This is a genomic window from Citrobacter sp. Cpo065, assembly GCF_030332805.1.
GTDB lineage: Bacteria > Pseudomonadota > Gammaproteobacteria > Enterobacterales > Enterobacteriaceae > Citrobacter > Citrobacter portucalensis.
On sequence record NZ_JAOWHC010000031.1, the window covers coordinates 22,513 to 44,005 of the forward strand.

Consider the following 21,493-nt stretch of genomic DNA (forward strand, 5'->3'; position numbering starts at 1 on the left):
TGATCAAATTAGTGACGCGTGTCTTGTTTTTAGTCATAAATTACAAATATGCTCAAAAACAGACGAAAACGAGTTTTTAATTGTAATTATTTTGTCAACCTGACACAGGAGAGCATTCATGACAACCGTTGCATTTTTGGGCTTGGGCCAGATGGGCAGCCCAATGGCTAATAATCTGTTGCAAAAGGGACATGCTTTGCGTGTGTTCGACGTAAACCAACAGGCAGTCAATGAATTAGTACAAAAAGGTGCGACTGCTGCTCAAACACCCGCTGAAGCCGCTAAAGGAGCCGAATTCATAATCACTATGCTGCCAAATGGCGACATCGTTCGGCAAGTTCTGCTGGGTAAAGATGGCGTCAGCGAAGGCCTGTCCCCCAATGCCCTGGTTATTGACATGTCCACGATTCATCCATTGCAGACCGATGAGTTGATTCATGAGATGAAAGAGAAAGGCATCAGCATGATGGATGCTCCTGTGGGCAGGACGTCAGTTAACGCGATTGACGGCACGCTGCTGATTCTTGCTGGCGGAACGCCTGAACAGGTTGAACGTGCTCGCCCTGTGCTGATGTGTATGGGGAATGAGCTGGTGGAAGCTGGCGGTCCCGGTATGGGGATCCGCGTAAAGCTCATCAATAACTATATGAGTATTGCGCTGAACGCCTTGTCAGCGGAAGCCGCTGTTCTTTGCGAGTCATTGGGTTTGAGCCTTGATGTGGCCATTAAGGTCATGAGCGGTACTGCCGCAGGCAAGGGGCACTTTACGACAACCTGGCCTGGCAAGGTACTTAAAGGAGACCTTTCTCCGGCATTCATGGTGGACCTCGCGTTGAAAGACCTGCGTATTGCCGTCGATGTCGCTAGTCAGACCGGTGCGCCGCTCAATATGGGCATTGCAGCAGAAACCTATTACACCCGTGCCAGCGAGAACGGTCGAGGCCGTCAGGACTGGAGTGCGCTGTTATCTCAGGTTCGTCAGCAGGCTGGCCGACCAGATTCACTCTAAATTTTAAACAGTTACAGGAGTTATTATGTCTTCCCACAATACCCCATACACGCTGAAAGATATTTCTCGCCCTGGCGGTGGATTTGCCATGCTGGCCGTTGATCAGCGTGAAGCAATGCGTCTGATGTTTGCAGCCTCTGGACATCCTAAACCTGTTGCCGACAGCGTATTGACTGATTTTAAAGTTGCAGCAACACAAATTCTGTCTCCCTACGCTTCAGCGGTTCTGGCAGATAAACAATTTTGTCTCGATCAGATTGTCTCTCAAGGTGCAGTCGCTGATTCATGTGGACTGATTGTGGCGGCTGACCATTTTGTTCCGGGTAATGGTATTCCGGTTGATAGTGTCGAAATTGACAGAGCAATTGATCCGCATAAAGCCCGCGAAATGGGTGCGAAAGCCATGAAGTTGTTAGTGCTGTGGCGTGAAGATGAACCCGCAGAAGAACGTTTGGCTATGGTGGCTGAGTTTGTTCAACGCTGTCGTAGCGCAGGGCTGGTCAGCATCATTGAGCCGGTCGTTCGTCCTCCTCGTCGTGGCTGGGAATTTGACCGGGAAAGCGCCATCGTTGCCGCAGCGGCTGAACTCGGCTGCACCGATGCTGACCTCTATAAAGCTGAAATGCCATTAGGCGGCAAAGGTGATGAACAGACCCTACTTGCTGCGTGTCAAAAGTTGCATGAACAAATGAAAATGCCGTGGGTCATTCTCTCTTCTGGTGTTGATGCGGACATTTTTGGCCGCGCGGTCCGTATCGCCATGAAGGGTGGAGCTTCCGGATTCCTGGCAGGGCGTGCCGTTTGGGCATCGGTTGTTGGTGCTCAAGATCCGCAAACAATGTTGCGTGATGTGTCGGTTCCACGCTTACAACGCCTGGCAGAAATCGTCGATGAAGGGATTTCTCAGCGTTAATCACCCATTTTAACGAATCTGGAGAAGAACCATGGATAAGATTACCCAAGTTCTATTTTCTGATATTGGGAAGGTGACCACCCAATATGTTGAGCTGCCGCACCAGGAACTTAAACCGCAAGAAGTCCGCATTGCTCCGGTGTTTTACGGAATATGTGGCTCTGATCTGCATGTACTGAAAGGAGGACACCCATTTGCAAAACCTCCGGTTGTGCCTGGACATGAAATTGCGGCACGCGTAACTGAAGTGGGCAGTGAAGTAACGAATGTTAAGCCGGGCGATCATGTCGTAGTCGACCCAATTATGGCCTGCATGGAGTGTCGTGCTTGTAAAGCGGGTCGCTTTAATCTGTGTGAGCCGCCACAGGTTGCTGGCTTCCGGGCGCCGGGTTTTGCCCGCTCGCAGCACATTGTACCTGCACGAAACTGCCATGTTGCACCTGCTTCGTTACCACTAAAAGCACTGGCTTTCGCTGAGCCCGCAGCCTGTGCGCGTCATTGCGTGAGCCGTATGCCGAAAGCGTCATTGGAAAGTGTATTAGTGATTGGTGCAGGGACAATTGGTTTATCCATCGTTCAAGCATTGCGCATCATGGGTGCAGGAAAGATCACCGTCATCGAGCCTGATGCCGCCAAGCGCGCGTTGTCGTTAAAACTAGGTGCCACGGAAGTCTGGGCTCCGGGGGAATTGGATGCACAGGTCCGTTTTACGGGGGCAATTGATGTTGTTGCCGCCCAGGCCACGCTGAATGATGCATTTACCCATGTTTATGCTGGCGGAACGGTAGTGTGCATGGGGGTACCGAGTGGCCCACGTGAAATTCCTCTTCCGATGATGCAGCGCTTCGAACGCGATTTGTTGAATTCCGGCATGTACATCCCGGAAGACTTCGATGCCGTGATTGAATGGCTTGCGGATGGGCGGTTTGACACCAGCGAACTGGTGACCGATCTCTTCCCTGTCGAAGATGCGGATAAGGCGTTTGAACGTGCGCAGCAAAATGACTCTATAAAAGTCATGCTGCAATTTGCTGAGGTTTGATGCTGTAACCCTCTGTCTGGCGCTGCTTAAGGGTAGCGCCATCCTACAACAATGAAAAAGGATGCTGCGATGAGTCACATCACCAGTCCTACACCTTACTCGATCGGTCGTCCCCAGGACGTGATTGATATTGTTAATAAACATTCAGCAGTAAACACCAGTGTCGGCGTCATTTTTATCGCTCTTGGTGGCATTCTAATTGATGCCTATCAGGCGGCGATGGTGGGTTTTGGTAATAAATATATCGCATTGCAATTTGGTATTTCACCGGGGCTGGCGGCGACGGTTAACGCCTCTGTTTTAGTCGCCGCCCTGATTGGTGGATTACTGGCGAACCGTGTGATTAACCGCTTTGGTCAAAAGCGTGCATTTATCATCGGAATGGGCCTGTGCACAATAGGTGCCGCAGCTGTCGCGATAGCCCCGAACATCTGGTGGGTGCTGGTGTGTCGCGTAATCATGGGATTTGGCTTGGGTATTGATTTCCCGCTGGCAACAAATGCGGTGGCAGAACTACGCGGCTCAACATCTAAGAAAACCGGTTCGTCAGTTAATCTCTGGCAAATGGCCTGGTATGTATCAACTACGGTTGTCTATCTTGTGCTGCTTCCACTGTTGTTGTCGGGTATCGCGGAAGAGCAATTATGGCGCTATGGTATTTTCATTGGTGCTATTTTTGCCGTCATTATCATGATTCTGCGTTATTTCTTCATCGGTGAGTCTGCAATGTGGGCCGCACGAGTCGGACGTTATGATAAAGCCTGCGATATTCTGGCTAAACGCTATGGTGTTCATGCTCGCGTTGCTGCCAAACCAAAAAACGATGATTTTTCTGCTGAAAAAACAGAAAGTAAGTTTCATGGCGGCTATGGGATTTTATTTAACTCACGTTATCGCAAACGTACTATTCTCGGCTGCGTTGTGGCGACGATGCAAGCCTGGCAATATAACGCCGTGGGTGTTTATTTACCGCTGACTTTGGCGGGAATCCTAAGTGGCGGATTAACCGGGGCTCTTAGCGGTTCTGCGGTAGTGAATGCCCTGTGTGGCATTACAGGTGGATTGATTGGTTCTCTTATCCTCCAGCGTTTGGGAACTCGCCTTCAGTCGATGTATGGTTTCGCCGTCGTAACAGTTGCATTACTGGCTTTAGGTGCATTAGCAACCACCAACCCATGGCTTTCTTTAGGTTTGTTGGGCGCAATCATTTTCTTCCATTCAGCGGGTCCGGGCGGCCTGGGAATGACCATTGCCACACTTTCTTATCCGCCATCTATTCGCCCGACAGGCGTAGGATTTGCTCGTGCAATTATGCGTACTGGGGCGATTGCCGGACTTATTTTCTGGCCTATGTTGTGGGGTGCATTAAAGACAGAAGCGTTCTATTGGCTGGCAATTGTTCCTTTTCTCGGCTTCCTGACATGCGTGTTGATTAAGTGGGAACCACTTGGTGCAAACGTTGACGCTGAAGACGCTGAGGTACTGGCTGAGCTGGATAAATAACAAGCAAGCGCGTCGCAACATGTCGACGCGCTTTTTCGTATAAATCCGCCGCTTTTTTAGTGATTTTATTGCGCAGATTTCTCGCCGACCCGGAGAGGAAAATTATGGCTGAAATAGAACATGTACCAGGGAAAGAACTATCCGGCAAAGCCATGAGACGCGTTGTCATGGGCAGTTTCGCTGGCGCGTTGATGGAATGGTACGATTTTTTTATTTTCGGAACGGCGGCAGGGCTAGTCTTTGCTCCCCTGTTTTTCCCTGATAGCGATCCTTTTATTGGTTTAATCGCCGCATTCGCCACCTTTGGTGTGGGTTTTCTGTCACGTCCGCTTGGAGGCATTGTTTTTGGCCACTTTGGCGATAAAGTCGGTCGCAAAATAACGTTGATTTGGACGTTAGCGATAGTTGGTTCCTCAACGTTTTTAATCGGTTTCATTCCAACATACCAGGATATTGGGATCTGGGCCCCGATTATATTGATGGTTCTGCGCCTGGTTCAGGGGTTCGGTCTGGGTGGGGAATATGGCGGGGCTGCATTGATGACTATTGAATCTGCGCCTGAGGCGAAGCGCGGGTTTTTAGGTTCGCTCCCACAAACGGCAGCCTCAGTTGGGATTATGCTGGCGACAGGGGTGTTTGCATTATGCAATCACTTCCTGACCCAGGAAGAGTTTCTGGCCTGGGGATGGCGTATCCCTTTTTGGCTATCTGCCATCATGTTAATTGTTGGGATGTTCATACGGTTACATACTGAAGAAACACTGGATTTTAAAAAACAAAAAACGGCTGTCTCACAGGAACAATCAGCACCACCGTTGATTGAACTTTTCCGTAAGCATCCACGGAATATTCTGTTAGCGCTAGGGGCCAGGCTGGCGGAGAGCGTTTCGTCGAACATCATTAATGCCTTTGGTATTGTCTATATTTCCAGCCAGTTGGCATTATCAAGGGATATTCCACTCAACGGCATGCTAATCGCCTCAGCAATTGGCATTGTGTGTTGTCCATTAATTGGTTGGATCTCTGACCGCGTTGGGCAACGGAAGATGTATTTATTTGGCGCTGGTTTTTGCATCCTTTTTGCATTCCCATTCTTCCTGCTGCTGGATACGAAAAGCACACTTATCATCTGGTGCTGCATGATCCTTGGCTATAACCTGGGGCCAACGATGATGTTTGCAGTACAACCCACCTTATTTACTCGTATGTTCGGAACACGAGTGCGCTATACGGGTCTTTCCTTTGCCTATCAGTTTTCAGCAATTCTGGGTGGGTTAAGCCCGCTCATTGCCTCCAGCTTGTTGGCGCTGGGAGGCGGGAAACCGTGGTATGTAGCACTGTTTCTGTTTGTTATCTCAATACTTTCATTCAGTTGCGTCTGGCTTATCGAGCCACATTCAGACAATAAAAATGACGCTAATAACATTTAACTTCTTACCGAAATATCAGAGAGCAATAACATGAACAATGAATTGAATACTGAGCATTATCAAGCATTACAACGTGCTTTTGATACCGCCTGGCCGGGACCGATCGGCCAACCTATTTTTCTGGAAAAAGGACATCTACGTCTGCAAATTTTTCCGCGCGATGGTGCCAGAATCACCTCGGTTCAGGCGTTTGGTTTTGAAGTGTTACGTCAATGGGAGCCACAGCGTAAAGCATTTCAGTATGGCTGCTTTCCTATGGTTCCTTGGGCAGGCCGCCTTGGCGATGCAACATTGACCGTGGGGGAGAAACAGTACGTATTACCTGCTAACAAACCGCCTCATGCTCTACATGGTATGGCCTGTTATTCATCATGGGAAATTGTCGAACATAAAGCGGATACCTTGAAACTGCGCATGCCACTGGGCGCTCCCTGGCCCTGGCAAGGAGAGGTCCTGCAGACGCTGACTCTTGAAGACGATGCGTTAATTCTGCGACTTGAAATTCACACCATGTCTGAAACTTTTCCGGCATCTGCTGGATGGCACCCCTGGTTTGCAAAACAACTGGGCCAGCAGAATGAAGAAGATGAATTACTGGTACGTTTTAAGGCCGACTGGCAGGAAGAAGCCGGGAATAATGAGTTACCAACAGGTAATAAAATCCCCCCACAATCAGGCCCGTGGGATGACTGCTTTGGTTTTAATGATGGTCTCAATGTCAGATTACAGTGGCCAGGTAAGCTGAGTATGACGATGACATCGAGTGCGCAAAGCCTGGTCGTTTTTGACAAACAGCCCGACGCAACATGTGTCAATCCGCTTACTCAGGCGCCAAATGCGATAAATAGGACACCGCAGTTTGTCAGTGCAGGTCTTCCGTTGGTGATTGAGTCGCGCTGGCAATTTACACAGGAATTCTGATGGCTTAGCCAATAATCCCGACAGGGACTCATAGTCAAACTTCTCCTTTCCCGCTACAGTTATTCATCCACGGCGAATAAGGAGAAGGGCATGCTCTATATCTTTGATTTGGGTAATGTGATTGTCGATATCGACTTCAATCGCGTGTTAGGTACTTGGAGCGATCTGAGCCGTGTACCGCTGGCTTCGTTAAAGCAAAGTTTCACCATGGGAGAGGCTTTTCACCAGCACGAGCGAGGTGAAATAACGGATGAAGCCTTTGCCGAGGCGCTATGTCATGACATGGCGCTACCGCTAAGCTATGAGCAGTTCTCCCACGGCTGGCAGGCCGTTTTTGTTGCCTTGCGTCCTGAAGTCATCGACATCATGCAAAAGCTGCGTGAGCAGGGGCATCGGGTGGTCGTCTTGTCGAATACTAACCGTCTGCACACGACGTTTTGGCCGGACGAATACCCCGAAATCCGTCAGGCTGCTGACCATATTTACCTTTCCCAGGATCTGGGCATGCGTAAACCGGAAGCGCGGATTTACCAGCATGTCCTGCAGTCTGAAGGTTTTTCTGCGCATGAGGCGGTATTTTTCGACGACAACGCCGATAATATTGAAGGGGCTAATCGGTTAGGGATTACCAGCATCCAGGTTGTCGATAAAACGACCATTCCGGACTATTTCGCGAAGTTGCTATGCTAAAAAATGTTCAGCAACAAGCCAGGCACCATACACGTCCTGTTCGGGCCTGGCTGAAGCTACTATGGCAGCGGATTGATGAGGACAACATGACGACGCTGGCAGGGAATCTTGCCTATGTCTCATTGCTCTCATTAGTGCCGCTTATTGCCGTAGTTTTTGCGCTTTTCGCCGCATTTCCGATGTTTTCTGACGTCAGCGTCCAGCTACGTCATTTCATTTTCGCAAACTTTATCCCGGCGACGGGAGATGTCATTCAGCGTTATATCGAACAGTTCGTTGCCAACTCGAACAAAATGACCGCCGTTGGGGCGTGTGGGCTGATTGTGACAGCGCTATTACTGATGTATTCCATTGATAACGCGCTGAATACTATCTGGCGCAGCAAGCGTACTCGGCCTAAAGTTTACTCTTTCGCCGTTTACTGGATGATTTTAACGCTGGGGCCACTGCTGGCGGGGGCCAGTCTGGCGATCAGCTCTTATCTGTTGTCATTGCGCTGGGCCAGCGATCTCAACACGGTGATCGATAACGTCCTGCGTATTTTCCCGCTGGTGCTTTCCTGGCTCTCTTTCTGGCTGCTTTACAGCATCGTACCGACTACACGTGTACCTAACCGTGATGCGGTTATTGGCGCCTTTGTGGCCGCTGTGTTGTTCGAAACCGGAAAGAAAGGATTTGCGCTCTATATCACGATGTTCCCGTCTTATCAGCTCATTTACGGTGTCCTGGCTGTGATCCCCATTTTATTCGTCTGGGTATACTGGACCTGGTGTATCGTCTTGCTAGGCGCGGAAATAACTGTCACTCTCGGGGAATACCGCAAACTTAAACAAGCCGCAGAACAAGAAGAAGCAGAGCAACCATGATTGCATTAATTCAGCGCGTAACCCGTGCCAGCGTCACCGTGGAGGGCGAGGTGACGGGTGAAATTGGCCCAGGACTTTTGGTTCTGTTAGGTGTCGAAAGGGATGATGACGAACAGAAAGCGAACCGCCTGTGCGAGCGCGTACTCGGCTATCGAATCTTTAGCGATGCCGAAGGCAAAATGAACCTTAACGTGCAGCAGTCAGGGGGCAGCGTGCTGGTGGTTTCACAGTTCACGCTGGCGGCAGATACCGAACGCGGCATGCGCCCAGGATTTTCAAAAGGGGCTGCACCCGATCGTGCAGAGGCGCTGTATGAGTACTTTGTTGAGCGTTGCCGCCAACAGGAAATGAATACGCAAACCGGTCGATTCGCTGCGGATATGCAGGTTTCACTGGTTAATGATGGCCCCGTGACGTTCTGGTTACAAGTATGAACCAGCTACCGGTGTGGCCGCGGACAACAAGAGAGAATACGACGATGTATCACCTTCGAGTACCGCAAACAGAAGAAGAATTGGAGCGTTACTACCAGTTTCGCTGGGAGATGCTGCGTAAACCGTTGCACCAGCCTAAAGGCTCCGAACGGGATGCCTGGGATGCGATGGCGCATCACCAGATGGTGGTGGACGAAGAGGGGAATCTGGTCGCAGTAGGACGTCTGTATATCAATGCGGATAACGAAGCCTCCATACGCTTTATGGCCGTTGACCCCTCCGTGCAGGAGAAAGGGTTGGGCACGCTGATGGCGATGACCCTGGAGTCTGTGGCGCGTCAGGAAGGGGTAAAGCGCGTAACCTGTAGCGCCCGTGAAGATGCGGTCGAATTTTTTGCCAAACTGGGGTTTGTGAGCCAGGGAGAAATCACCACGCCGCAAACCACGCCGGTGCGTCACTTTTTGATGATTAAACCCATCGCGACGCTGGACGACATTCTCCATCGCGGGGACTGGTGCGGACAACTACAGCAAGCCTGGTACGAACATATTCCATTGAGTGAGAAAATGGGTGTGCGCATTCAGCAATATACCGGGCAGAAATTTATCACCACGATGCCCGAGACGGGCAATCAGAACCCGCACCATACGCTGTTTGCCGGGAGCCTGTTTTCCCTGGCGACGCTAACGGGCTGGGGGCTTATCTGGCTGATGCTGCGCGAGCGTCATCTCGGCGGGACGATAATCCTTGCTGACGCGCATATACGGTACAGCAGGCCGATCACCGGGAAACCTACAGCCATCGCCGATCTGGGCTCGCTGAGCGGAGACCTGGACCGTCTGGCAAGAGGTCGTAAGGCGCGCGTTCAGATGCAGGTCGGGGTATTTGGCGACGATACGCCGGGTGTGGTGTTTGAAGGCACTTACATTGTGCTACCCGCAAAACCGTTTGGCGCATATGAAGAAGGCGGGAACGAGGAAGAGTAAGTCAGAGGGTATCTTCTCTACTCGATGAATGCGTCTGCCGGAAGATTAAAGCGTTCTGCAAGCGCTTTAATATGGCTTACAGTCAGTGCTCTGCGACCATTTAAGATGTTGCTGACGTTCGATTTTGAACCGAGTTCGTTGGCAAGGTCTGCTGCTTTGAGACTGTATTGGTCCATGAGCGTACGCAATACTGAAACGCCAGAGGGTGTTTTCTCCAGGTGTTGGTTGAGTACTTTGAATTCCGGCGCATGTTTTTCATATTTACTGATTCGGGCACAGAGCAATTCAAATAGTGGGTTTTCAAGATCGTCGTGGTCGACCAGATACTCCACTAGCGCAAGTGCCCTGCGATACTCAGTGTCATTTCGGTCTTCCCCCAACAGTGGGATGGTTTTTACCGCATCGCTGAAGGTATCAACAATCTTTTTTGCGCTGGCTGCATCCATATGACGATGCGTTCTCATTCTTTATTACCCCGATAATATGCTGTCAGTTTGTCATATTCGGCATGGGAAACGATATGTTTGACAAATATCTTATGTGACCTGAAATCTATGTAGGAGATGAGTCTTAGGCTGTTACCAGAAACATCAATCACCCACCATTTATCTCTGTACTTAAAATTATCCAGTGAAGGAATATACTGCTTCATCTCTTCAGGCTGAATGAATGTTTTTTTCTCCAAAACATTCAGTAAATCAGCGAGAGCAAGCTGATGATTTGGATACATGAGCATTGCCTCGTTAAAAGGTTTTCGGCTGATAACATGCACGGTGTAGTTCCATTACAAGGTTTTCAACCTGTAAACAAAATAACGCAACGCAATTAAGTTTACAAGATGAAAACACTATATTAATTAAGCATGTCTTACTGCTGTAGAATTTATGGCGCGCCAGGCAACATCCCGCATTGCGCTTCGTGCCGCCTGACTCACCCCTGCTAGCTGGAAAAATCCGTGGATAACACCGAGATAGCGTTGGCAGGTGCAATCCACGCCCTGCTCCTGGAACCGTTGATACAGGGCCTCACCTTCATCTCGCAGAGGGTCGAATTCAGCTGTAATGATGTGCGTGGGCGGTAAACCGTTGAAGTCTTCGCGCCAGAGCGGGCTGACTTCGGGATGCAATGGATCGGTTTGCGGCATATACATCTCGTAGCCCGACAGCAGTGTGTCGCGGGTGATAATGTAATCCTGTCCATTATGGTCATAGCTCGCAAAGCTGGCGGTTGCATCCAGCATCGGGTAGATCAGCATAAGCTGCGCAGGTTGCCATTGCCTGGTAGCTTTCAGGCGTAGTGCGGTGACCAGCGCCAGATGCCCGCCAGCGCTGTCGCCAGCCAGCGTAATGTTGTCCCGGTCTACTCCCAGTTTCTTGGCATACTTCCAGATAATATTGGCCCCCGATTCAGCATCGTTATGTGCTGCCGGGAAGATGTGCTCTGGTGCGAGGCGATACTGCACCGCAATGACCCGACAGCCGCTGTACCAGGCGAGTTGCCTTAGCTGGTTATCATGAGTGGTAAATCCGCCGCTGACAAAGCAGCCGCCGTGATAATAGATAACGCAGGGGAGATTTCCCGTGCAGCCCCGCGGCGAAACTACGCGAAACATCATGGCATCGAGTTCAATATCTTCAACCTGTACGCGGGTTTCAGTGTCTCCGGCCAGTACCGTGCTGGCGATGTAGCCTGCTCTCCGGTCATCAATATTCTGCCCGCGCGAAGAAGGACGTCCCGCCGCGATAAATGCCTCAACCAGCTGTGCAATCCCGCTTTCCAGTGCCATTTTCACATCCCCTTATCTGTATGGATATACAGGTTTATAACCTGGATAACTAAGAATGAAAATGGGAAAAATGGGGGTGGTTATGATTCTGGAAAGCTGCTCGCAGATTAAATACCGTCATTGGTTTCTGCTGTTTGAATTCTGTATTGTGAGGAAAATGTACTATACGCCATTGACGTATAGTTAATTTCTATTAATATAGTCCAATGGCGTACTCAAAATGCTATTCATAGAAACGGAAGTCTTCACTGAAGACGTCAAAAAATTACTGGATGATGATGAATACCGTAGATTACAGATATTCCTTGCGATTCAGCCTGATTGTGGCGATCTGATACAAGAAACGGGCGGACTGAGAAAGGTTCGCTGGAGAGAGCGAGGGAAAGGCAAACGTAGCGGTGTGAGGATTATTTACTTTCATCAAATCAGAAAATCACAAATTCGATTGTTGCTGATTTATCAGAAAGGGATCAAGGATGATCTGACTCCACAAGAAAAAGTGCTGCTGCGTATGTTGAATGAGAGGTGGTAAATGGATAAGGCACTATTTGAGCGATTAACTCAAAGTATGGTTCAGATGAATGAGATCGCTGAAGGAACGCGACAACCTTCCCGTACCTTTCATATTGACGCCATGAAAATAAAGGAAATTCGCCAGTCTTCAGGATTATCACAGACTCGTTTCGCAGATTTGATATCGGTAAGCGTGGATACGTTGCGAAATTGGGAGCAAGGGCGTCGTTCACCGACCGGTCCAGCAAAAGCGTTGTTACGTGCTATTGCCAATGATCCAAAACATGTCATTCAGGCACTAAGATAATCCCCGGCAGTTTGGTTCAATTGCCGGGGGAAGATCTTAAAACTTACTCCCCTTCACCCGGGAACAGGAACGGGTTGATGGAGCTGCGGGCAAAGCCCTCTTGCTCCATGTGCGCGTCCAGCATCAGTGAAGCGAGATCGTCAGCCACGGCTTCAACTTTAGGGTCTTTTTCCTGATAGAGAATCTTCAGGTAAGTCCCACAGTCGCCGCAGCTTTCAGCTTTAATTGCCGCCTGTTCGTTATCCAGCGACCAGTAGTTCAAATCACGGCTTTGCTCGCAGTTGCTGCATTTCACGCGCACCACGTGCCACTCGGTTTCACACAGGTTGCAGTGCAGATAACGCAGCCCCTGAGTGGTACCGATTTGCACCATGCTGGAGACCGGCATTGAACCACACACCGGGCAGTACTGACGCTGTTCACCGTATTCCGCACGGGCTTTTCCGGGGATCAGGCTTGCCATCTGCGCCCAGTAGAGCGACAGGGCAGCCCAAATAAACGGTGCTTTATCGCTGCTTACGGAGGCGAAATCAGAGGCAAACAGCGCGCTGGCCATCAGCTCCAGTTCCTGCTCTGAGGCTTTTTCCAGATTTTCGATCACGGCAAGCGCAGGACCGCTCATTTCTGGTTTCAGCTCAGCAATTAACGACTGCAGCAGTTTTTGCCAGTGCTTGTCGCGTGGCAGAACGTGGATATCCAGCGGCGGTTTGCCCTGATCGTTCGCTTCTTTGATACGAGCGGTCAGATCCATCTGCAGCGGATGGTCGTACAACACCACTTCCTGCGCGTGGGCGATCAGTGCGGCAAAGCGCAGGTAGTCGCCCAGCGGGTTGTTCTCGGCCAGCTCGCGCAGGCGCTCAGCGCGGCGGTTATACAAATTTTTGAGTCTGGGGAATAATAACGGCGGAATCATATCCGCCGTGCGTTTCTCGCTCTTCTCCAGCTCATCTTGCGGGATTATGCGAATACTCATTCAGATGACTTTTCCTGTTTCTGGCGGACTTCACGGTACCAGCGTGGGTGATGTTTCTTCGCCCATGAACTGGTAACCCATCCTTCCACCATCGCGGTAATGGTGCCTTTCACCCAAAGGGCGGCGTAAATGTGCACCATGATAACCACAATTAACGCTACTGCGGCAAATGAATGCAGCATTAACGCGAATCGGATCACCGGGATTGAGAAAGCAGGCGCAAAATACGGACGCCAGATGACCACTCCGCTCACCAGCAACAGGACCAGGAAGATAATCGCCGCCCAGAATACGCATTTCTGGCCGAAGTTATAACGTCCCGTGTCACCTACTTCCTCGTTGACGACAATCTTACGAATATTCTTCGCCCAAAAGATATCATCCCGATTGATTAGATTGTGGTGCCAGTAACGGAAAAACATGATGATAAACGAGGCAAACATGATCACGCCGACAAACGGGTGCACAATTCGCGCCAGTTGTGGAGTGCCCATGATGTGCATCAGCCAGTTAAAAGACGGGAAGAGAAAGCCCATCCCGCTCACCGCCGCCAGAATGAAGCAGAAGGCGGTGATCCAGTGGTTGATGCGTTCCGGCGCCGTGTAGCGCACGATGGTGTCACGTCGTTTCATTTGCGCACCTCGTCGTCTTTTTCATGCAGATTGTCTTCTTCCTCTTCCGCACGGTTCGGGCCTACGCCGACGTAGTGGAAGATGCTGGCCGCAAATGTCGCTGCAAAGCCGACGGCTGCGAGGGGTTTCCAGATGCCTTTCCAGAACTTAACGGTAGCGCTGATCTCCGGGTTCTCCGGCAGGCCGTGATACAGATTTGGCTTGTCCGCATGGTGCAATACGTACATTACGTGCGTACCGCCAACACCCGCCGGATCGTACAGACCCGCGTTTTCGTAACCACGCGTTTTCAGCTCCGCCACGCGTTCGCCTGCCAGGGTTTTCATCGACTCTTTGGTGCCGAAATGAATGGCACCGGTTGGGCAGGTTTTCACGCAGGCCGGTTCTTGCCCGACTACAACACGGTCAACGCACAGCGTACATTTGTAGACGCGGTTGTCTTCCGGATTGAGGCGCGGCACGTCGAACGGGCAGCCCGCGATGCAGTAGCCACAGCCGATGCACTGCTCAGACTGGAAGTCGACGATACCGTTGGCATACTGAATGATTGCGCCTTCAGCCGGACACGCCTTCAGGCAGCCCGGATCGGCGCAGTGCATACAGCCATCCTTGCGGATAAGCCATTCCAGTTTGTCGTTTTGTTCCACTTCCGAGAAGCGCATCACCGTCCAGGATTTGGCGGTCAAATCGGCCGGGTTGTCGTACACCCCAACGTTGTTGCCCACTTCATCACGGATGTCGTTCCATTCAGAACACGCCACCTGACACGCTTTACAGCCGATACAGGTGGTGACGTCGATAAGCTTCGCCACTTCTTCCTGATGGTCCCGCGCCTGAGGCGCGGGGGTGAAACCGTTAGTGGCGGAACGACGAATGATGTCTTGCGATTGATAAGCCATAGGTCGTCTCCGTTACACCTTTTCCACGTTCACGAGGAAGGACTTAAATTCCGGCGTCTGCGTGTTCGCATCACCGACGAATGGCGTTAACGTGTTAGCGATAAAGCCTTTTTTCGCCACACCTTCGTAGCCCCAGTGAATCGGAATACCGATTGTGTCGATATCCTTACCGTTAGCCTTCAGCGTGCGAATACGTTTGGTCACCACAGCCTTGGCCTTAATGTAGCCGCGATTAGAGGAGACTTTGACGGTATCGCCGTGGGAGATACCGAGCTTATTCGCCAGCTTCTCGCCAATTTCCACAAACTGTTCCGGCTGAGCGATGGCATTCAGCAGCGCATGCTTGGTCCAGTAGTGGAAGTGCTCGGTCAGACGGTAGGTTGTACCGACGTACGGGAACTTATCTGCTTTACCCAGTGCTTCTTCGTCACCTTTAAAGATGCGTGCGGCAGGGTTAGAGATAACGTTCGGGTGCAGCGGGTTAGTCCCCAGCGGTGTTTCAAACGGCTCGTAGTGTTCCGGGAACGGACCTTCCGCCATCTTATCGATAGCAAACAGGCGTCCCATCCCTTCCGGCTGCATGATGAACGGCCCTACGTTGCTGCCAGGTGCGGCGGCACTGTAGTCCGGAATATCCATCCCGCTCCACTTCGCCCCATCCCATTTCAGGATCTGACGTTTTGGATCCCACGGATTCCCCTGCGGATCAGCGGAGGCGCGGTTATACAGAATGCGTCGGTTAAGCGGCCATGCCCAGGCCCAGCCCAGCGTATTACCAAGGCCTGACGGGTCGGCGTTATCGCGACGTGCCATCTGGTTGCCTTCCGGCGTCCAGCTACCGGCAAAAATCCAGCAGCCGCTGGAGGTCGTGCCATCGTCACGCAGTTGGGCGAACGAGCTAAGCTGTTGGCCTTTCTTGACGATAACCGCACCGGTTGCCGGGTCGGTAATGTCGGCCAGCGCTTTACCGTTGCTCTCCATCGCCACTTCTTCCGAAGCTGGTTCGTGCGGGGTGGAGTAGTTCCAGGTCATGCTCAGCACCTGTTCCGGGTTCGCGCCACCTTGCTCGGCATACATCTTGCGCAGACGCAGGAAGATACCGGCGAGGATTTCGCCATCGGTAACGGCAATCCCCGGGGCATCCGCGCCTTTCCAGTGCCACTGCAGCCAGCGACCGGAGTTAACGATAGAACCGTTCTCTTCAGCGAAGCAGGTGGACGGCAGACGGAATACCTCGGTCTGGATTTTCGACGGATCAACATCGTTTGACTCACCGTGGTTCTGCCAGAAGGTGGAGGTCTCGGTGTTGAGCGGGTCGATAGTGACCAGGAACTTCAGTTTGGACAGTGAAGCCACAACTTTGTTTTTGTTCGGGAATGACGCGACCGGGTTAAAGCCCTGGCAGATATAGCCATTCACTTTGCCCTGATTCATCATCTCGAAGTACTGCAGGACGTCGTACCCTTTATCCCACTTCGGCAGCCAGTCGAAGCCCCAGCTGTTTTCCGCTGTCGCTTTATCGCCAAAGAAGGCTTTCATCATCGAAACGAAGAATTTCGGGTAGTTGCCCCAGTAGTTCACCTGACCTTCCAGCAACGGTTTTGGCGTGTTGGCGGCAAGGTAGGTTTGCAGGTCAGTCTGTTTCTCGCTTGGCAGCGTCATATAGCCTGGCAGGCTTTGTGACAGCAGGCCTAAGTCGGTCAGGCCCTGAATGTTGGAGTGACCGCGCAGGGCGTTAACACCGCCGCCAGCCATCCCCATGTTGCCAAGCAGCAACTGGATCATCGCCATGGTACGGATGTTCTGTGCACCCACGGAGTGTTGCGTCCAGCCCAGGGCGTACAGGAACGACGCGGTTTTATCTTTGGCGCTGGTTTCTGCGATGTACTCACAGACCTTCAGGAAGTCGGCCTTTGGCGTACCGCAGATGTTTTCTACGACGTCCGGCGTGTAGCGGGAGACGTGCTGTTTCAGCAGGTTCCACACGCAGCGCGGATGTTGCAGTGTGACGTCGCGTTTGGCGAAGCCTTTTTCATCCAGCTCGTAGTTCCAACTGGTTTTGTCATACTTGCGTTTGTCCGCGTCGTAGCCGGTGAACAGGCCATCTTCGAAACCGTAATCCTCACGCACGATCAGGCTGGCGTTGGTATAGGCCTCAGTGTATTCGCGGTTGAATTTTTCGTTGTTCAGCAGGTACAGCAAAACGCCTGACAGGAAAGCAATGTCAGTACCGGAACGAATTGGCGCATAGAAATCAGCCACCGCAGCGGTTCGCGTAAAGCGTGGATCGATAACAATCAGCTTCGCGCCGTTGTGAATTTTGGCTTCCATCGCCCAGCGGAATCCGACCGGGTGAGCTTCAGCGGCGTTACCGCCCATCACCACGACGAGGTTGGCGTTTTTAATGTCGACCCAGTGGTTGGTCATCGCACCGCGACCAAATGTTGGAGCAAGACTTGCTACCGTTGGTCCGTGTCAGACGCGTGCCTGGTTGTCGACCGCGAGCATACCGAGCGCGCGGGAGAATTTTTGCGTTAAATAGCCGGTTTCGTTACTGGAAGCGGAAGCACACAGCATTCCGGTGGAAAGCCAGCGGTTAACGGTTACGCCTTCAGCGTTTTGTGCAACGTAGTTAGCGTCGCGGTCTTCTTTCATCAGCTTAGCGATGCGGTCAAATGCCTCATCCCAGCTAATCTGTTGCCACTTATCTGAGCCTGGTGCGCGATATTCCGGGAATTTCAGGCGGCTTTCGGAGTGGATGAAGTCCACAAGTCCTGCCCCTTTCGGGCACAGCGCGCCACGGTTCACCGGGTGATCCGGGTCCCCTTCGATATGGAAGATGGATGCTTTGGCGTTTTTTGCGCCGTCACCGAGGCTGTACATTAACAGTCCACAGCCAACGGAACAGTAAGTGCAGGTGTTACGGGTTTCGCGGGTGCGCAGCAGTTTATATTGCCGTGTTTCCGCGAGCGCTACGCCGGGTGCAAAGCCCAGTGCCGCTGCCGTGGTGCCTGCCATACCGCCAGCGCAGATCTTAAAGAACTGCCTTCTGCTGACCTGCATGGTTCGCTCCTTGTTTCGACATTGTCACGTTCCCTTCGCTTTTCTGTAACGCGAACGCGAGGGAAGTGGTTGTTATTTTTCTTTGCGGACGGGACCGCAAAGGTCCAGAATTGGGTGAATTTCCCTCCGTCCAGGAGGGATTTGTAAAGAATACCACAATGTTGGTATGCGTGTTCCAATATGGTTAAAAGAAAGTGAATAAGATTATTCAAGAAAACATCAAGAATGTGACATCTTCGACAGGATCGCGCCAGTTGACCCTCTGGAAGCGCGAGGATTTGCAACATCCTCAGCCTGATGAGGTAGCTGAAGAAGTGCCTGTTGCGCTGGTATACAACGGGATTTCGCACGTGGTGATGATGGCATCACCGAAAGATCTTGAGCACTTCGCGGTGGGTTTTTCACTTTCTGAAGGCATTATTGAGTCCCCGCAGGATATCTACGGAATGGACGTAGTGCCTTCCTGCAACGGATTGGAAGTGCAGGTTGAACTGTCCAGCCGTCGCTTTATGGGGCTGAAGGAGCGTCGTCGCGCGCTGGCCGGTCGCACCGGTTGCGGCGTTTGTGGCGTGGAGCAGCTCAATGACATTGGCAAGCCGGTCCAGCCGCTGCCGTTTACCCAGACATTCGATCTGGCGAATCTTGATAACGCTTTACGACATCTCAACGATTTTCAACCCGTGGGGCAACTGACAGGCTGCACGCACGCGGCTGCCTGGATACAGCCGTCAGGTCATCTGGCGGGCGGGCATGAAGATGTTGGACGTCATGTTGCGTTGGATAAACTGCTGGGACGACGTGCAATCGAAGGGGAAACCTGGCAACAGGGCGCGGTATTAGTCTCCAGCCGCGCCAGTTATGAGATGGTGCAGAAGTCGGCGATGTGCGGTGTGGAGGTCCTGTTTGCTGTTTCTGCGGCGACAACGCTCGCCGTGGAAGTTGCAGAACGTTGTAACCTGACGCTGGTGGGTTTTTGCAAACCGGGCAGGGCGACGATCTATACGCATCCGCAACGTCTGGTCGCGCAGTGACGCCACCAGGCGGCCAGAATACTGCCGGAAAATGCCAGTTCCATGATTACGGCAACTGGCGAGCCAACAATCACATTGTTCAGCAGCCAACACAGGCTGCCACACAAGGTGTATCCCCGTAATTTTCCGCTGCGTTTTTGAAATGACGCAAAGGTCATCAGCAGGCTTCCCATCAGCGGCAAAATACTCGACAGATTTTGCCAAAGATAAATGCTACACAGCAGCGACCCCAGCATAAATCCCCACATCACCCAGCGGTGAAACGTGACGATGGCTGTCGCGTAGCGGCATGCGGCAATGATCATTAACCCAGCCGCAGCGTGTTGATCCAAAAGATAGAAATGGATAGCTAACAGAGAAGTAGAGCTGGTGAGCAGCGTTAAAGTGATAGCCCGGCGTTGAAAATGAAAAGCGGAAATATCCAGTAAGAAGCTGATGCCAGCCAGCATCTGAGAAAGAAGAAATGCGTTCATTGTGGTCGCCATCTATTAAAGAGTGACGGGACAATAATCGACGCATCACCGTAAGGCGTTAACCTTTGTTAAGACGCTGGCGAATACGGGACAGGCTAACGGGGGTAATGCCGATATAGCTGGCAAGATCGCGCTGGGTGAGCTGTGACTCCCAGTCCGGGAAGTGTGTTTGTACGTACTGATAGCGTTGCTCTGGGGTATTGAGCAGCAGCATTTGCTCTTTTTTCTCTTTGTAGATCAATTGCTGGACCAGTAGCTGAGTCTTAATATCCTGATTTTCCGGCGCATCAAGCAAAGCCAAGGGTATTTCAGTGGTTTCTCCCGCGGTTATCATTTGCAGGCTGTAATCGGCAGGTGTGTTAGTTAGCCAGTTCAGGTACAGAAAGCAGTATTCCCCGGCAAAGTAGAACTCTTTAACCCTTTCAACGCCGTTGTCCGCGTGATAAACCGCACGAGCCACACCATGATGTAAAAGATGAATTTTACTTTGTGGTTCACCCTGACGAAGTAACCAATTACCCGCCAGTTGCGTTTTTCTACGGCTGCCAGCAAGCCATTGTGATTCCTGATTACGTAACATCTTATCTCTCAAATAATTTGAATAAGACTGGCAAATCCTTCCGCTTTCAGTTGTTCGGATATCAGCCTATTATTTATCACATCAAGGCACGGTGCCTTAAACAAACAACTAAGTTAAAGGGTTTATATCATGAAAAGCATCAAAACTTTTGTCGCAGTTATCGCTCTGGCTACTTCTTTCGGTTCTTTCGCTGCTCAGACAGTGACCGCAACCGGTTCTACGCTGGAAAGCGCTGAAGCAAAAATCGCCGCTCAGGCTGAACGTGCGGGCGCCAGCGATTACAAAATCACTCAGGCATACACCGGTAACCGCGTGCACATGACCGCCGAACTGCTGAAATAAGATACCTTAGTACTGTCGAAAGAGCGCCCTTGAGGCGCTTTTTTAGTTTATACCCGCCATTCGCAGCAATGCGGTCACCACTGCGGCAGCGACGATCACCACGATTAGCGGCATCTTGCGCCAGGCGAGAAATACCGCAAAAGCCACGCCCAGCACGCGCGCCATGCCAGCGAAGTGTTCACCTTCGTAAAAGGTGGTCGCCAGCGCAACGGAGAACAGTAATACCGTTGCGGCGTCGGAAAGCAGCGCCTGCGAGCGTTCCGAGAACGCTAATCGACTCCCAAGCTTCGCTCCTCCTAAACGCATTAAATACGTTCCCAGAGATAACATGGCGATACCGACGATAAACAGCGTCATGTTGCCCATTATTTTTTCCTCGTCAGTAAGCCAAACAGTGAGAGCAAAACAGGTAAACCGACCGGCGCAAAGGGGATGGCGGCAAGCGACAACCCGGCACCGCTACAGGCGCGAATCAGCGTGGTGCGGTTTTTAAAGGCCGGGACCACTAAGGCTAATAAAATTGCAGGGAAGACGGCATCCAGACCGATGGTTTCCGGGGCGGGGAGCAGTTTGCCTACGCCCGCGCCGATCAGTGTGCCAACAGGCCAGAAAATCGCGACGCCCAGACCGCACAGCCAGAAGGCGGCTTTACGTTGTTCGGGCGTTTTTTGCGACAGGCCAAAGACTACGCTTTCGTCGTTCATGATATGACAGCCGAGGAAACTCGCAGCCCGGGAGCCCACCAGATCGCGCACCGTGACGCCAAACGGCACGTGTCGGGCGTTGACCAGTAAACCGGCAGCCGCTGCCGCCAGTGGGTTACCGCCGCTGGCGACGATACCGATAAACATAAACTCGGACGCACCCGCCAGTACCGTAATCGAAAGCACAAACGGTACCCACAGCGGGAAGCCGTAGGCCATCGCCAGCGAGCCGTATGACATGCCGACTACGCCGACGGCCAGACAGACTAAAAAAATTGCTTTTATCGTGTCGCCTTTGAGACTGGAAAAATAATGTTTCATACCGTTTTAGCCATATCGAACGAATTTCCATTATAATGAACGCGACCAGTCAATATTACAAGTCGAACGATTCGT

At 51.6% G+C, this 21,493-nt stretch carries 25 protein-coding genes; 14 read left to right on the top strand and 11 right to left on the bottom strand.

The genetic code is table 11. The annotated features are described in order from the left end of the window. The first annotated feature begins 118 nt into the window (after positions 1-118). The 10 genes from yihU (at position 119) to fabY (ending at position 9,794) form a co-directional block, all read left to right on the top strand. Complete coding sequence (gene yihU, locus OGY68_RS11225) at positions 119-1,009, top strand: sulfolactaldehyde 3-reductase (protein WP_008786991.1); 891 nt, start codon at positions 119-121, stop codon at positions 1,007-1,009. A 25-nt stretch (positions 1,010-1,034) separates the two neighbouring features. Then, positions 1,035-1,922, top strand: a complete 888-nt coding sequence (locus OGY68_RS11230; RefSeq protein ID WP_008786992.1) for an aldolase — start codon at positions 1,035-1,037, stop codon at positions 1,920-1,922. A gap of 31 nt (positions 1,923-1,953) precedes the next feature. After that, positions 1,954-2,964: a zinc-dependent alcohol dehydrogenase gene (locus OGY68_RS11235; RefSeq protein ID WP_008786993.1), complete on the top strand. Its 1,011-nt coding sequence runs from the start codon at positions 1,954-1,956 to the stop codon at positions 2,962-2,964. A 69-nt stretch (positions 2,965-3,033) separates the two neighbouring features. Continuing rightward, the gene (locus OGY68_RS11240; RefSeq protein WP_008786994.1) at positions 3,034-4,467 is read left to right on the top strand and encodes an MFS transporter; all 1,434 of its coding nucleotides are present in this window, start codon (positions 3,034-3,036) and stop codon (positions 4,465-4,467) included. A gap of 104 nt (positions 4,468-4,571) precedes the next feature. Further along, a complete protein-coding gene (locus OGY68_RS11245; protein ID WP_020996120.1) occupies positions 4,572-5,897 on the top strand; it encodes an MFS transporter in 1,326 nt (441 codons plus the stop codon). Between the two features lie 30 nt (positions 5,898-5,927). Then, complete coding sequence (locus OGY68_RS11250) at positions 5,928-6,818, top strand: aldose epimerase family protein (RefSeq protein ID WP_008786996.1); 891 nt, start codon at positions 5,928-5,930, stop codon at positions 6,816-6,818. A 90-nt stretch (positions 6,819-6,908) separates the two neighbouring features. Then, positions 6,909-7,508 carry a glucose-1-phosphatase gene (gene yihX / locus OGY68_RS11255; RefSeq protein WP_008786997.1) on the top strand — a complete coding sequence of 200 codons (600 nt, stop codon included), beginning with the start codon at positions 6,909-6,911 and terminating at the stop codon, positions 7,506-7,508. Next, on the top strand, positions 7,502-8,374 hold the full coding sequence (locus OGY68_RS11260) for a virulence factor BrkB family protein (RefSeq protein WP_008786998.1): 873 nt from the start codon (positions 7,502-7,504) through the stop codon (positions 8,372-8,374). Before yihX ends, OGY68_RS11260 begins: the two co-directional genes overlap by 7 nt. Next, positions 8,371-8,808, top strand: coding sequence for a D-aminoacyl-tRNA deacylase (dtd, locus tag OGY68_RS11265; protein WP_003825289.1), 438 nt, complete (start codon positions 8,371-8,373; stop codon positions 8,806-8,808). The genes OGY68_RS11260 and dtd overlap by 4 nt, the downstream gene beginning before the upstream one ends. 44 nt (positions 8,809-8,852) lie before the next feature. After that, positions 8,853-9,794 carry a fatty acid biosynthesis protein FabY gene (gene fabY / locus OGY68_RS11270; protein WP_003825286.1) on the top strand — a complete coding sequence of 314 codons (942 nt, stop codon included), beginning with the start codon at positions 8,853-8,855 and terminating at the stop codon, positions 9,792-9,794. A gap of 17 nt (positions 9,795-9,811) precedes the next feature. Here the strand turns inward: fabY and OGY68_RS11275 are convergent, their stop codons facing one another. The 3 genes from OGY68_RS11275 to OGY68_RS11285 form a co-directional block, all read right to left on the bottom strand. Beyond that, positions 9,812-10,258 (bottom strand): helix-turn-helix domain-containing protein, encoded by a 447-nt coding sequence (locus tag OGY68_RS11275; protein ID WP_235125977.1) that lies wholly within the window; start codon positions 10,256-10,258, stop codon positions 9,812-9,814. Further along, on the bottom strand, positions 10,255-10,566 hold the full coding sequence (locus OGY68_RS11280) for a type II toxin-antitoxin system HigB family toxin (protein ID WP_048215202.1): 312 nt from the start codon (positions 10,564-10,566) through the stop codon (positions 10,255-10,257). Before OGY68_RS11280 ends, OGY68_RS11275 begins: the two co-directional genes overlap by 4 nt. Before the next feature lie 84 nt (positions 10,567-10,650). Then, positions 10,651-11,580, bottom strand: coding sequence for an alpha/beta hydrolase (locus OGY68_RS11285; protein ID WP_057066651.1), 930 nt, complete (start codon positions 11,578-11,580; stop codon positions 10,651-10,653). 220 nt (positions 11,581-11,800) lie between these two features. Between OGY68_RS11285 and OGY68_RS11290 the strand changes: the two genes are divergently transcribed. Both OGY68_RS11290 and nadS read left to right on the top strand, forming a co-directional pair. After that, the gene (locus OGY68_RS11290; RefSeq protein WP_057066653.1) at positions 11,801-12,112 is read left to right on the top strand and encodes a hypothetical protein; all 312 of its coding nucleotides are present in this window, start codon (positions 11,801-11,803) and stop codon (positions 12,110-12,112) included. Continuing rightward, positions 12,113-12,400, top strand: a complete 288-nt coding sequence (gene nadS, locus OGY68_RS11295) for a NadS family protein (protein ID WP_038635893.1) — start codon at positions 12,113-12,115, stop codon at positions 12,398-12,400. A gap of 43 nt (positions 12,401-12,443) precedes the next feature. Here nadS and fdhE read toward each other — a convergent pair whose 3' ends face one another. Genes fdhE through fdnG form a run of 4 tightly spaced genes read right to left on the bottom strand, consistent with a single transcriptional unit; the run spans position 12,444 to position 17,967 of the window. Further along, positions 12,444-13,373 (bottom strand): formate dehydrogenase accessory protein FdhE, encoded by a 930-nt coding sequence (gene fdhE / locus OGY68_RS11300; protein WP_003028685.1) that lies wholly within the window; start codon positions 13,371-13,373, stop codon positions 12,444-12,446. After that, positions 13,370-14,005: a formate dehydrogenase cytochrome b556 subunit gene (fdoI, locus tag OGY68_RS11305; protein WP_003028686.1), complete on the bottom strand. Its 636-nt coding sequence runs from the start codon at positions 14,003-14,005 to the stop codon at positions 13,370-13,372. The genes fdhE and fdoI overlap by 4 nt, the downstream gene beginning before the upstream one ends. Further along, positions 14,002-14,904 carry a formate dehydrogenase O subunit beta gene (gene fdoH, locus OGY68_RS11310; RefSeq protein ID WP_003825273.1) on the bottom strand — a complete coding sequence of 301 codons (903 nt, stop codon included), beginning with the start codon at positions 14,902-14,904 and terminating at the stop codon, positions 14,002-14,004. Before fdoH ends, fdoI begins: the two co-directional genes overlap by 4 nt. A 12-nt stretch (positions 14,905-14,916) precedes the next feature. Continuing rightward, positions 14,917-17,967, bottom strand: a complete 3,051-nt coding sequence (gene fdnG, locus OGY68_RS11315; RefSeq protein ID WP_100247862.1) for a formate dehydrogenase-N subunit alpha — start codon at positions 17,965-17,967, stop codon at positions 14,917-14,919. Between the two features lie 194 nt (positions 17,968-18,161). Here fdnG and fdhD point away from each other — a divergent pair, with 194 nt between their 5' ends. After that, positions 18,162-18,998: a formate dehydrogenase accessory sulfurtransferase FdhD gene (gene fdhD / locus OGY68_RS11320; protein ID WP_057066657.1), complete on the top strand. Its 837-nt coding sequence runs from the start codon at positions 18,162-18,164 to the stop codon at positions 18,996-18,998. On the opposite strand, the gene OGY68_RS11325 is transcribed toward fdhD, so the two are convergent. Both OGY68_RS11325 and OGY68_RS11330 read right to left on the bottom strand, forming a co-directional pair. Beyond that, a complete protein-coding gene (locus tag OGY68_RS11325; RefSeq protein ID WP_048237092.1) occupies positions 18,965-19,471 on the bottom strand; it encodes a YgjV family protein in 507 nt (168 codons plus the stop codon). The genes fdhD and OGY68_RS11325 overlap by 34 nt on opposite strands. Positions 19,472-19,529: 58 nt before the next feature. Further along, positions 19,530-20,051 carry a Crp/Fnr family transcriptional regulator gene (locus OGY68_RS11330; RefSeq protein WP_057066659.1) on the bottom strand — a complete coding sequence of 174 codons (522 nt, stop codon included), beginning with the start codon at positions 20,049-20,051 and terminating at the stop codon, positions 19,530-19,532. Between the two features lie 129 nt (positions 20,052-20,180). Between OGY68_RS11330 and OGY68_RS11335 the strand changes: the two genes are divergently transcribed. Next, positions 20,181-20,393 carry a YdgH/BhsA/McbA family protein gene (locus OGY68_RS11335; protein WP_003825262.1) on the top strand — a complete coding sequence of 71 codons (213 nt, stop codon included), beginning with the start codon at positions 20,181-20,183 and terminating at the stop codon, positions 20,391-20,393. Positions 20,394-20,435: 42 nt separating this feature from the next. Here OGY68_RS11335 and OGY68_RS11340 read toward each other — a convergent pair whose 3' ends face one another. Together OGY68_RS11340 and OGY68_RS11345 are read right to left on the bottom strand one after the other, a co-directional pair. After that, a complete protein-coding gene (locus tag OGY68_RS11340) occupies positions 20,436-20,759 on the bottom strand; it encodes an AzlD domain-containing protein (RefSeq protein WP_003825260.1) in 324 nt (107 codons plus the stop codon). Further along, positions 20,759-21,418 (bottom strand): AzlC family ABC transporter permease, encoded by a 660-nt coding sequence (locus tag OGY68_RS11345; protein WP_003825259.1) that lies wholly within the window; start codon positions 21,416-21,418, stop codon positions 20,759-20,761. The genes OGY68_RS11340 and OGY68_RS11345 overlap by 1 nt, the downstream gene beginning before the upstream one ends. Positions 21,419-21,493: the final 75 nt, after the last annotated feature.